The sequence below is a fragment of the Pseudomonas sp. HUK17 genome (assembly GCF_001566765.1).
The window spans coordinates 1-12,525 of record NZ_LSMW01000009.1 but is presented as its reverse complement, the minus strand read 5'-3'; the positions used below and the strand labels follow the sequence as shown (position 1 = coordinate 12,525).

7 protein-coding genes and 2 tRNA genes are annotated in these 12,525 nt (G+C 64.4%); 2 read left to right on the top strand and 7 right to left on the bottom strand.

Going from position 1 to position 12,525, the window contains the following annotated elements:
- Positions 1–1,179, bottom strand: a complete 1,179-nt coding sequence (gene glf / locus AX284_RS05150) for a UDP-galactopyranose mutase (RefSeq protein ID WP_064308481.1) — start codon at positions 1,177–1,179, stop codon at positions 1–3.
- Positions 1,170–2,348, bottom strand: a complete 1,179-nt coding sequence (locus AX284_RS05145) for a glycosyltransferase family 1 protein (protein ID WP_068383883.1) — start codon at positions 2,346–2,348, stop codon at positions 1,170–1,172. Before AX284_RS05145 ends, glf begins: the two co-directional genes overlap by 10 nt.
- Before the next feature lie 359 nt (positions 2,349–2,707).
- On the opposite strand from AX284_RS05145, the gene galE reads away from it, so the two are divergent.
- Complete coding sequence (gene galE, locus AX284_RS05140; RefSeq protein WP_017639608.1) at positions 2,708–3,796, top strand: UDP-glucose 4-epimerase GalE; 1,089 nt, start codon at positions 2,708–2,710, stop codon at positions 3,794–3,796.
- Between the two features lie 214 nt (positions 3,797–4,010).
- Here the strand turns inward: galE and ligA are convergent, their stop codons facing one another.
- The 3 genes from ligA to smc all read right to left on the bottom strand — a co-directional run bounded on the left by ligA (position 4,011) and on the right by smc (position 11,098).
- Positions 4,011–6,395: an NAD-dependent DNA ligase LigA gene (gene ligA / locus AX284_RS05135; protein WP_068383881.1), complete on the bottom strand. Its 2,385-nt coding sequence runs from the start codon at positions 6,393–6,395 to the stop codon at positions 4,011–4,013.
- Positions 6,396–6,510: 115 nt separating this feature from the next.
- Positions 6,511–7,407, bottom strand: a complete 897-nt coding sequence (zipA, locus tag AX284_RS05130; RefSeq protein ID WP_064308483.1) for a cell division protein ZipA — start codon at positions 7,405–7,407, stop codon at positions 6,511–6,513.
- A 205-nt stretch (positions 7,408–7,612) separates the two neighbouring features.
- Positions 7,613–11,098 carry a chromosome segregation protein SMC gene (gene smc, locus AX284_RS05125; RefSeq protein ID WP_064308484.1) on the bottom strand — a complete coding sequence of 1,162 codons (3,486 nt, stop codon included), beginning with the start codon at positions 11,096–11,098 and terminating at the stop codon, positions 7,613–7,615.
- A gap of 168 nt (positions 11,099–11,266) precedes the next feature.
- Here smc and AX284_RS05120 point away from each other — a divergent pair, with 168 nt between their 5' ends.
- Positions 11,267–12,262, top strand: coding sequence for a sulfate ABC transporter substrate-binding protein (locus AX284_RS05120; RefSeq protein WP_064308485.1), 996 nt, complete (start codon positions 11,267–11,269; stop codon positions 12,260–12,262).
- 91 nt (positions 12,263–12,353) lie between these two features.
- Here AX284_RS05120 and AX284_RS05115 read toward each other — a convergent pair.
- Together AX284_RS05115 and AX284_RS05110 are read right to left on the bottom strand one after the other, a co-directional pair.
- Positions 12,354–12,429: transfer RNA gene (locus tag AX284_RS05115), tRNA-Gly, on the bottom strand.
- Between the two features lie 4 nt (positions 12,430–12,433).
- Positions 12,434–12,509, bottom strand: a tRNA-Glu gene (locus AX284_RS05110).
- Between the last annotated feature and the right edge of the window lie 16 nt (positions 12,510–12,525).

Genomic DNA, 12,525 nt, shown 5'->3' with positions numbered 1-12,525 from the left:
TCATGGTGCCTGCCGTGCCAGGCTTTCGTGATGTTCGGCGCTCTCCCCCGCCGCCGGCCCCAGTTCCGCTTCCTCGATGCGCTTGTAGGCGGCCAGCGCCTGACCCACGACCTGGTCCATGTTGTAGTAGCGATAGGTCCCCAGGCGGCCGATGAAGACGACATTGGGTGTCGCCTCGGCCAGGTGTTGGTAGCGCCGGAAGAGCTCGGCGTTTTCCGGGCGTGGAATCGGATAATAGGGCTCGCCTTCCGCACTGGGATATTCGTAGGTCAGGCTGGTGCGCTCGTGCGTCTGGCCGGTGAGGTGCTTGTACTCGGTGATGCGGGTGTAGGGCACCGCTTCGCTGGGATAGTTGACCACCGCCACCGGCTGGAAGCGCGGCGTATCGCGCGTCTCGTGCTTGAAGGTCAGGGAACGATACGGCAGGCGACCGAAGCGATAATCGAAGAATTCGTCGATCGGTCCGCTGTAGACCAGATGCTCATGAGGGATCAGTTCACGGATCTCATGGTAGTCGGTGTTCACCATCACCTTGATGTTGGGATGATCCAGCATCCGTTCGAACATGCGGGTGAAGCCGTGCAGGGGCATCTGCTGGAAGGTGTCGCCGAAGTAGCGATCGTCGGTGGTGGTTCGGGTCGGTACCCGCGCCGTCACCGAGCGGTCCAGTTGCGACGGATCCAGGCCCCACTGCTTGCGGGTATAGCCGCGAAAGAAGGTCTCGTAGAGTTCGCGCCCGACCTGGTTGATCACCACGTCCTCGGAGGTGCGGATGTCCTCGACCGGCTCGGCGCGGGCGGCGAGAAAGGCTTCGGCGCCCTGCTCGTCCAATTCCAGACCGTAGAGGCGATTGAGGGTGGTCAGGTTGATCGGGATGGGCACCTGTTGACCCGCGACGTCGGCCAGGACCCGGTGCTCATAGGGCCGCCACTCGGTGAAGCGCGACAGGTAGTCGACGATGCGCTGGGAATTGGTGTGGAAGATGTGCGGACCATAGCGGTGCACCAGCACCCCGGCATCGTCATAGTGATCAAAGGCATTGCCGCCGATGTGCGGGCGCCGATCCACCACCAGCACGCGCTTGCCCAGCCCCGCGGCCAGCCGTTCCGCCAGCACGCTGCCGGCGAAACCGGCCCCCACGATCAGATAGTCGAAACGCTCGAGCGCCGTTACCGCCATTGGATCTTCTCCCGCATCAGGTCACAGGTGCTGTCCCAGGACATCCCGGTCAGCAGGGCATCGGCGCGCGCCAGAAAGGCTTCGCGCTGATCTTGACTGGCCAGGGCCGCCTCGCAGGCAGTGACAAAGGCCTCGGCGCCTTCGGCGATCCAGACCACGCCGCTGTCGCCGTAGGTGCGCACCACATCGGTGATGGGCGTCGACACCACCGGACAGCCGCCGGCCAGGTATTCGGGCGTCTTGGTGGGGCTTATGAAGCGCGTCGCCTCGTTGAGGGCAAAGGGCATCAGGGCCACGTCCCAGCCCGCCAGATAGGCCGGCAACTCGTCATAGGTCTTGCCGCCCAGATAATGCAGATTGGGCAGCTGCGGCAGGCTGGCTGGATCGATCTTGACCACCGGGCCCAGGATCACCCACTGCCACTGGGGACGCAGCCGCGCCACCGCGGCCAGCAGGTCGAGATCCAGGCGCTCGTCGATCACGCCATAGAAGCCCAGCCGCGGCCGCGCCAGACCGGCCTGGTCTGCAGGCTCCGGCAGGGCCGCGCGAGCCTGACCGAAGTGCGCCACGTCCACGCTGCTGGGAAAGGGAAAGACCTGCGGATGGCGGTCACGCTTGGCTTCGTAGAGGCTGTAGCCCCCGGTAAACACCAGGTCGGCGCGCTGCAGCAATTCCCGCTCCCGCTGCAGCAGGGCCGGGGGCGCGCCGCGAAAGGCCGAGAGTTCGTCCATGCAGTCGTAGACCAGGGTCTGCGCCGGGATCTCGCCGGCATAGTCCAGCGCCATGGGCGTGAAATACCAGGCCACCGCCACCGGTTGCCGCAACTCCTGCAGATAGGTTTGCAGCAGTTCCTGCTGGGCGCAGGCTCGGGCTTCCGCGGAGAGGCCGCGAGGCAGATGAGGCACCAGTACCCGCACGCCGTTCTCCTCCACCCGCACCTCGAGGTGCGACCGGCCATCCGTGGTATCCAGGGGCTCTTCGCAATAGAGCACGTTGTAGTGCTCGGCGAAGCGCACCATCTCGTGCTGCGGACGCTGGTAGACGAAGCTCCAGCGCAGATGGGCCAGGCATAGCAGCAGGGGCCTGGCGGGATCCAGGGGGCGCTCCGCAACGCGTGCGGGCTGTTTGGTCTTGCCGATCGTTTCGGTATGGGGGCCGGCCCAACTCATGGTGTGCTCCTGTGAGATCGGACGCCTGGCCGAAGGCGGCAAAACAGCCGCGCCTCGGCCGGCGCCTTGGCAACTTGCAAAACGTCCAGAGACCGTCCCGAAGGTATCGGCAGTCTGACTGCGCGATATCGAGCAACGTTATCGACTTATCTAATCGGCAAGGGTTCATAACTTTGTCGATGAACTTCCGCTTCGCTAGAACCAATATCTTCATTCAACTTCAGAACAACGTCTGCTCGACGAATTGGCACAACTAACGCTTCGCTCGAGAATAATTAAAGCGAAGCGTTAGTTGCACTCGAGTCTGTACGAAACAGTTATTTCGAATTAATGGCTACAGGTTTGGTGAGGACGGTTGCATGTTGATGATCACGGGCGGCGCAGGCTACATAGGTTCTCATACGACGCTGGAGCTGCTCCGTGCGGGCCACGAGGTGGTGATTCTGGACAACCTGGTCAACAGCCGGGTGGAAGCCGTGCAGCGCCTTACCACGCTCGCCGGGCGGGCGCCTGTCTTCGTGCGCGGGGACGTCCGGGATCGCGCCCTCCTGGATCGGCTGTTTCAGGAGCTGCCGATCACCGGGGTCCTGCATTTCGCCGGACTCAAGGCGGTCGGCGAGAGCGTGCAGCACCCCCTGCGCTATTTCGACAACAACGTCGGCGGCACCCTGGTGCTCTGCCAGGCCATGGCCGCCGCCGGGGTGCACCAGCTGGTCTTCAGCTCTTCCGCCACCGTCTACGGTCACTGCATTCCCCCCATCAGCGAAAGCTGCCCGACCGCCGAGCCGACCAACCCCTATGGCCAGTCGAAACTCATGGCCGAGCAGGTGCTGCGCGGGCTGGCCGGGGCCGATCCGCGCTGGTCCATCGCCGTGCTGCGCTACTTCAATCCCATCGGCGCCCATCCCTCCGGCCTGATCGGCGAAGACCCCCAGGGCACGCCCAACAACCTGGTGCCCTATCTGCTGCAGGTGGCCAATGGTCGCCGGCCCTGGCTGGACGTCTACGGCGACAACTACCCGACGCCCGATGGCACCGGCGTCCGCGACTACATCCATGTCCAGGACCTGGCCCGCGGTCATCTGGCGGCGTTGAACGCTCTGGCCGAGCGCCCCGGGGTTTCGACCTGGAACCTGGGCACCGGACGCGGACATTCGGTCAAGGAGGTGGTGGCGACCCTGGAACAGCAATTGGGCCGCGACATCCCCTGTCACTTCGCCCCGCGACGCGCAGGCGACGTGGCCCAGTGCTGGGCCGATCCGGAAAAGGCCTGGCAGGAGCTCGGCTGGCGCGCCGAACGCAGCCTTGCCACCATGCTGGAAGATGCCTGGGGCTGGCAGTCGCTCAATCCCCATGGCTATCGCCAGACGACCAAGGCGGCTATCGCCGTGGAAGAAGTTCTCGAAAAAGAACAACGTGCGAGCGAACCCGCCACGCGCTCCGCTTGAACCTAGAAATTATTCTGGCCGACAAATAAGGCTTCGCTTAAACCAAGCGAAGCCTTATTTTTTCAGTTATTGCCTTGGCACTGCCTTAAAGCAGTTTTTAAACGAAGCGAAAAATATGGGCACGTCTTTATTACCGCTTCGTTATAACCAACAACGCCTGCAGTTATTGGCAGAAACAGTGAAGATCAGACCCTTGCGGGCCTGATCCCTGTCGCTAGCGAACGCCTTGCGCCTCGAGGATCTGCAGGAAGGCATCCTCGTCCAGCACCGTGACCCCTAGCTCGTTCGCCTTGGTCAGTTTGGACCCCGCCCCCGGCCCGGCCACCACCACGGCGGTCTTGGCCGATACCGACCCCGACACCTTGGCGCCCAGGGCTTCCAGGCGCTCCTTGGCCGCATCGCGACTCATGGCCTCCAGGGTTCCGGTGAGCACCCAGGTCTGACCGGCGAAGGGTAATCCCTGTACAACCTGGCGCGTGCTTTCCCAATGCATGCCGAAGGCCTTGAGCTGGGCCTCGATGGCCAGCGCCTGGGCGACGTTGTCCGCCTCGGCGAAGTACTCGCGCAGCCCCTGCTTGGCCCGCTCGTTGAGGCCGGACAGGGTCTTGAAGGTCAACCAGTCCTGGGAGCCTTCGATCAGCGCCGCGAGCGTGGGAAAGGCCGTGGCCAGGGTCTTGGCGCCGGTCTTGCCCAGATAGGGAATGTGCAACTGGTCGAGGAAGTCGGCGAAGGTGGCATAGCCGGAGAATTCGGCGTGCACCTCACCCTCGTCGGCCAGCTCGATACCATTGGCCAGCAGCGCTTCCAGGACGTCTTGGTTGTGCGCAGACTGAAAGAAGTTATGGATCTCGAAGGCCACCTCTGGCCCGATGTCCGGCAGGTAGACCAGCACCTCGGGCAGGGCCTCGCGGATGCGCTGCAGACTGCCCAGGGCGCGCGCCAGGCGCTTGGCGGTCTCCTCGCCCACCTCGGGGATGCCCAGCGCGAAGATGAAGCGTGCCAACGCCGGCTGGCGGCTGGCCTCGATGGCGGCCAGCAGGTTGCGACTGGACACCTCGGCGAAGCCTTCCAGTTCGACCACCTGCTCATAGGTCAGGGTGTAGAGATCGGCCGGCGACTTCACCAGCTCGCGGTCCACCAGTTGCTCGACGATGCGATCGCCCAGGCCGTCGATGTCCATGGCCCGCCGCGAGGCGAAATGAATGATCGCCTGTTTGAGCTGGGCCTGGCAGGCCAGCCGGCCAACGCAGCGATAGACCGCACCTTCGCTGACCGACTCCTTGCCCTTGCCGCGCTTGATCAGTTGGGTGCGCTCCACCGCCGAACCACACACGGGGCAATGGGTGGGGATCTCCACCGGCCGGGCATCCGCTGGCCGCCGCTCCGGTACCACCTGCATGATCTGCGGGATGACGTCCCCGGCGCGGCGCACGATCACGCTGTCGCCGATCATCACGCCCAGCCGCGCGATCTCGTCCATGTTGTGCAAGGTAGCGTTGGTCACGGTGACGCCGGCCACCTGTACCGGCTTGAGCCGGGCAACCGGGGTAATGGCCCCGGTGCGCCCCACCTGGAATTCGACATTGAGCAGTTCGGTCAGCTCTTCGCGAGCGGGAAACTTATGCGCCAGCGCCCAGCGCGGCTCGCGCGCGCGAAAACCCAGCTCGCCCTGCCAGTCGAGCCGGTTGACCTTGTAGACCACGCCGTCGATCTCGTAGGCCAGCGCATCGCGCCGCTGGCCGATGTCCTCGTAGTAGGCGCGGCAGCCTGACGCGCCCTGCACCTTGCGCAACTCGCGGCTGATGGGGATTCCCCATTCACGCAGCCGCTGCAGGATGTCGTACTGGGTGTCCGGCAGTGCCCCGCCCTCGACCCGCCCGAAACCGTAGCAGCAGAACTCCAGCGGACGTTGGGCGGTGATGCGCGAATCCAGCTGGCGCAGGCTGCCAGCGGCAGCGTTGCGCGGATTGGCGAAGGTCTTGCCGCCGCTTTCCATGGCCCGGGCATTGAGCGCCTCGAAGCCGCCGCGGGACATGAACACCTCGCCGCGCACCTCCAGCACCGCCGGCCAGCCCTCGCCTTGCAGGCGTAGCGGAACGTTGCGGATGGTGCGCACATTGGCGGTGATGTCTTCCCCGGTGGTGCCGTCGCCGCGGGTGGCGCCGCGGGTCAAGATTCCCGCCTCGTACAGCAGGCTGACCGCCAGGCCATCGAGCTTGGGCTCGCAGGTGTATTCGACGCCGGAATCCGGCCCGGCGAAGTCGGTCTCGCCGAATTCCTCGCGCAGGCGCTTGCCAACGCTGCGGTCGAAGTCCTGCAGATTCTCATCGGCGAAGGCGTTGCCCAGGCTGAGCATGGGCACCTCGTGGCGGATGGTGCCAAAGGCGGCCAGGGCCGCGCCGCTGACCCTCTGGGTGGGCGAGTCGGGCGTCACCAGCTCGGGATGCTCGGCCTCCAGCGTCTTGAGTTCGCCGAACAGCCGATCGTACTCGGCATCGGGCACGCTCGGTTCGTCCAGTACGTAGTAGCGGTAGTTGTGGGCGTCGATCTCGCTACGCAGGGCGGCGATGCGGGTGACGGCATCTTGGGCGTCGGTCATGGTGGTCTCTCACTGTCGCCACCCTAGGGGTGGCCCTGGCGCCACCAGCGGCGCCGCTACAAAGATTACAAACAAAAAGAGCAGCCGAGGCTGCTCTTGGTTCGCTCCGGCGCGATCAACGCTTGAGCATCAGGCTCTTGCGTTCGAAGTCGACGATACGCTGGCGGTAGTGTTCGATGGTCTGGGCGGTCATGACGCTGCGCTGCTCGTCCTTCAACTCGCCATTGAGTTCGGACGACAGCTTGCGCGCCGCAGCGACCATCAGGTCGAAGGCCTGCTTGGGATGGCGCGGACCGGGCAGACCCAGGAAGAAGCTCACCGCCGGGGTGTGGAAGTCGTCGATGGCATCCAGATCGAAGGTGCCCGGACGCACGGCGTTGGCCATGGAGAACAGCACCTCGCCATTGCCCGACATGCTCTCGTGGCGATGGAAGATGTCCATGTCGCCAAATCTCAGCCCGCTTTCGAGGATGTTCTGCAGCAGTGCCGGACCGGAGAAGCCCTTCTCGTCACGAGAGATGACATTGATCACCAGCACCTCGTCCACCGGCGCCATGGCCGCCTGACTATTGTTGCTGCTGACGGGCTCGCTGACCGACTCACGCTCGGGCGCCTTGCTGCTCAGCGGCTTTTCCTTGCGCGGCTTGTCGCGACCACGGGTCACGACTTCATCGGAATCGGCGGCCAGGCCTGCCAGGCTTTCATCGCTGGACAGATCGAAGCTGTCGGCACTGGGTTCTTCACGGCGTTCTTCACGGCGCTTGCGCTGCGTGGAGCGCGGTGGCGTCGGCTCGCCCGGATCGTCCAGGGATGGCTCCTTGGGTTCTACCACCCGCGTCGGACCGACGATTTCCGGATCCTCGTCCTCGTTTTCCGGCTGATTGTTCAACGACTGGTCAAGTTTGAACTTGAGCTTGCCCTTGCCGCTCATGCGACGCCAACCATCGAACAGAATACCGGCGATGACGATGACGCCGATGATGATCAGCCACTCGCGCAGACCCATATCCATGAAAAAGACATACCCCTGTGAAAATAATGGACCGACACCCGTCGGGAAACTTTGGAAAGTCGACGCTTGCGAGGTCTTTCCAAAACCTCCGAAACCTACGCCAAGTCAGTGTTCTTCTTAGCTTTTTCCACTTACCGCTAGCGCGGCCATAAGCTAGCACGACTATTGCCAACTTTACACCGCCAAGCCGCGAGGCTGTGGGGCATTAGGCATCGACCATGGCCACGGCCTCTTCCACATCCACCGCCACCAGCCGCGAACAGCCCGGTTCATGCATGGTCACACCCAGCAACTGATCGGCCATCTCCATGGCGATCTTGTTGTGCGTGATGTAAATGAACTGCACCTTCTCCGACATGCTCTTGACCAAGCGGGCATAACGGCCGACGTTGGCGTCATCCAGGGGTGCATCCACTTCATCGAGCATGCAGAACGGCGCCGGATTCAACTGGAAGATGGCAAATACCAGAGCCAGCGCCGTCAGCGCCTTTTCACCGCCCGACAACAAATGGATAGTGCTGTTCTTCTTGCCCGGCGGACGCGCCATGATCGCAACCCCGGTATCGAGTAAATCTTCCCCGGTAAGTTCCAGGTAGGCACTGCCGCCACCGAAAACTTTTGGGAACAAGGCCTGCAGGCCGTGATTGATCTGGTCGAAGGTATCCTTGAAGCGATTGCGGGTTTCCCGGTCGATCTTGCGGATGACGCTTTCCAGGGTCTCCAACGCTTCCACCAGATCGGCGTTCTGGGCGTCCAGATAGGTCTTGCGCTCGGCCTGCTGCTGATATTCGTCGATGGCCGCCAGGTTGATCGGTCCAAGCCGGCCGATCCGCGCCGCGACGGCTTCCAGCTGCTCCTCCCAGGCTGCCTCGCTGGCCTCCGCCGGCAGGGTCGCGATCACCGTCGGCAGGTCATAGCCATCAGCCGCCAACTGCTCGGCGAAGCCGCTGCGCCGGGTCGCCAAGCCCTGCCATTCCAGGCGATGCTGCTCCAACTGGCCGCGCAGCAGCGTCGCCTGCTGTTCCGCCTGCAGCCGCCGCCGCTCGAAATCGCGCAACTCCCGATCGGCATCTTCCAGCGCCAGGCGCGCCGTGCGCATTTCCTCGTCCACCTGCAGACGTCGCCCCAGCAACTCTTCCAGGCGCAGGCGTAATTCATCGAGGGGCTCGCCGCCTTCCTCCAGGTTGAGATTGAGCTGCTCGCAGCGCTCGCCGAGGCGTGCGGTCTGCAACTCCAGCCGCTCCAGCGCCTGGAAGGTCGACTGACGCTGGGCTCTCAGGGTGGTCAGCCGCACCGTCAGCTGATGCAGTTGTTCCTGAGCCTGGCGCTGGCGCTGGCGCGCCGCTTCCACCGCCTGCCGATGACGATCGCGCTGTTCCTGCAATAGCGCGCGCTGCTCGGTATCCACGGCCATGGCGTCGAGGGCGTCCTGCAGGCGCAACCGGCATTCACCCAACTCCTCCTGCTCACGCGCCAATTGTTGCTCGACGTCCTGGAGATCGGCCTCCAGTTGCTGCCGACGGATGCTCAGCTGCTCGGCCCGTGCCTGCTGGGCAGAGAGCTGGGCACGGGATTCGGCCAGCCGCTGCTGCTCCTGCTGTTGGCGACGGCGGGCATCTTCACGTTCGCTTTCCAGACGTTGCTGGGCCGCGCGACGATCCTCCAGTCGCTCCTCCTGAAGGGCGAGCGCCTCGCTCAGCTCCAGGCGTCGCGCCTGCAACTCCTCCAGTTCGCGGCCGCGGGCCAGGACACTGCCTTCGGCCGCCTGAGCACGACGCACACGTAGGAAATGCCGGGAGACCCAGTAGCCCTCCGGCGTGATCAGACTCTGCCCTGGTGCCAAGGCCGGCCGCCGCGCCAGCGCCTCGTCGTAACTGTTCGCGATCAGCACCTGCCCCAGCCAGGGCGACAGGTCGCGCGGCGCCTGCACCTGCTCCAGCAGGCTGCCGGCGGCGACCGGCAGCGAGCCGGGCAGCGCCAGATTCAAGGCACCGCTGGCGAAGGTAGCGAGACGCAGAGGCGCCAGGTCATCCAGGCAGACCGCCTGCAGATCGCTGCCGAGGACGGTCTCCACCGCCAGCTCCCAACCGGGGGTGACCTGGACATCGTCCGCCAGCTGTGGCGCCTGAGTGAGACCCTCGGCCTCGAGCCACTGGGCCGCGCCGGTATCGGGTGCCAGGGCCGCCTGCTGTAGGGCTTCCAGCGAGGCAATGCGGCCTTCGAGGCGCTGCAATTCGCCCTGGCGCTGACTCTGCTCGCCTGCCAACCCCAGCAGTTCTTCGCGTAGTCGCTGCAGGCCTTCGACGACCTGCAATTCCTGTTCGGCCAAACCCTCCAGCAGCAACTCGTCCTCGGCGATCTGCTCTTCCAGCATGACCAGACGCTCGGAAGGCCCGTCCTCGCCCAGCAGAGTGCGTTCATCACGCAGCCGGCGCTGCCGGTCCATGCCGCGCTCCAGGCTCTGCTCCAGCGAGCGGATGCGCGCCTGCTGCACATCGGCCTCCCGTTGCGGCTCGATACTCGCCGCGCTGAGCGCTTCCCAGCGTTGCTGCCAGTCCGCCAGGGCCAGCTCCGCCTCTTCCAGCGCGGCACCGCCCTCCTCGCCCAACTCACGTGCCGCCTCCTCCTCGGGTTCGAGCATCGCCAGCTCTTCCTCGAAGGTGGCGAGCAGCACCCGGTCGTGCTCCAAATGGGATTCGGCCTCGCTACGGGCCTGTTCGGCTTCGCGCAGATCGTCCTGCAACTGACGCTGGCGCTGCTGACCGTGTTGGATGGTCTGCTCCAGGCGGGCGATGTCACCACCCAGGGAGTAGAAGCGACCCTGCACCAGGTTGAAGGCTTCGCTCAATTCATGATGGCCATCGCGCAGTCTTTCGATGCCGGCGTCCGCCTGGCGCTGTTCGGCGGTCAGGGCTTCGAGGGCCGTCTCCTGGTCGCGGATGACCTTTTCGCGCTGCTCGACGCGGCCATCCAGCTCGCGCCAGCGCACCGCCTGCAACTGCGCCTTGAGTTGCCGTTCCTCCTGCTTGAAGGCCTGGAAGCGCTCGGCCGACTGCGCCTGGCGATGCAGCCGTTCCAGCTGCCGCTCCAGCTCCTCGCGCAGGTCGGTGAGGCGGGCGAGGTTCTCCTGGGTGCGGCGAATGCGATTCTCGGTCTCGCGCCGCCGCTCCTTGTACTTGGAGATGCCCGCGGCCTCCTCGATGTAGTGCCGCAGATCCTCCGGGCGCGCCTCGATCAACTTGGAGATCATCCCCTGCTCGATGATCGAATAGCTGCGCGGCCCCAGGCCGGTGCCGAGGAAGATATCGGTGATATCCCGCCGGCGGCACTTGGTGCCGTTGAGGAAATAGGTGTTCTGGCCCTCGCGGGTCACCCGGCGGCGGATGGAGATCTCCGCGTAGCTCGCGTATTCGCCCACCAGGGTGTGGTCGGAGTTGTCGAAGATCAGCTCGATGGAGGCCTGGGATACCGGCTTGCGACTGTTGGAGCCATTGAAGATGACGTCCGTCATCGACTCGCCACGCAGATTCTTGGCCGAGCTCTCGCCCATCACCCAGCGTACGGCGTCGATGATGTTCGACTTGCCGCAACCGTTGGGACCGACCACCGCTGCCATGTTGCTCGGGAAATTCACCGTCGTCGGATCGACGAAGGATTTGAATCCCGCCAGCTTGATCGACCTCAACCGCATATCAGGAGCCCTTGTTCACCGCGCCGTGCCCAACCGCAGGCGAAAGGGCGAAAGTCTACCATTGGCGGCCACGACTGCCGTCGCTGAGCATGAGCTTATTTCCAGCCGTTCTGCACGCCGCCGGGGCGACAGGCTATAGTCCTGCACCCCCAATCGCAGGATGCCCCCATGAAGATCCTTCGCTTCACCCTGCTCGCCGCCGCCCTGGCGGCCAGCGCCAAGGCCCTCGCCGCGCCGCCGCTGCTCAACGTCTCCTACGACGTCATGCGTGACTTCTACAAGGACTACAACCCGGCCTTCCAGGCACACTGGAAAGCCGAGCACGGCGACACGCCGGTGATCCAGATGTCCCATGGCGGCTCCAGCAAGCAGGCCCGCTCGGTCATCGACGGCCTGCAGGCCGATGTCATCACCATGAATCAGGCCACCGACATCCAGGCCTTGGCTGATCGCGGCCTGGTGCCCAAGGACTGGGAAACCCGCCTGCCCGATCGCAGCGCGCCCTTCACCTCGGCCACGGTGCTCATCGTGCGCCAGGGCAATCCCAAGGGCATCCATGGCTGGTCCGATCTGCTCAAGGACGGCGTCCAGGTGATCGTGCCCAATCCCAAGACCTCCGGGAACGGTCGCTACACCTACCTCTCCGCCTGGTCCTACGCCCTGCGCCAACCGGGTGGTGACGAGCAGAAGGCCCGCGACTTCGTCGCCGAGCTGTTCAAGCACGTGCCCATCCTGGATACCGGCGGTCGCGCCGCCACCACCACCTTCATGAAGAATCAGCAGGGCGATGTCCTGGTGACCTTCGAGAACGAAGCCGAGATGATCGCCCGGGAATTCGGCCGGGGCGGCTTCGAGGTGGTCTACCCGAGCATCTCGGTGCAGGCCGAGCCGCCGGTGAGCGTGGTCGACAGTGTCGTCGACAAGAAAGGTACTCGCGCCGAGGCCGAGGACTACCTCAGGTATCTCTGGTCCGAAGAAGGCCAGAAGATCGCCGCGGACAACTTCCTGCGCCCGCGCAACGCCCAGGTCCTGGCGCAGTACGCCGACCGCTTTCCCAAGCTCGAACTGATCGATGCGCAAAAGGAATTCGGTCCCTGGAGTGGCATCCAGAAGACCCACTTCGCCGATGGCGGCGTCTTCGACCAGATCTATACGCCTCAATAGGACGCTCGCGCCCGGCTTGGTGCCGGGCCTCTGACCGACATAAAAGCCGCGCACACAAAAACACCGCCCTTAGGCGGTGTCTTTGTTTATTTGGAGCGGGAAACGAGACTCGAACTCGCGACCCCGACCTTGGCAAGGTCGTGCTCTACCAACTGAGCTATTCCCGCAATGTGGCGTCCCCTAGGGGACTCGAACCCCTGTTACCGCCGTGAAAGGGCGGTGTCCTAGGCCACTAGACGAAGGGGACGAAACCTCTTTCCGCA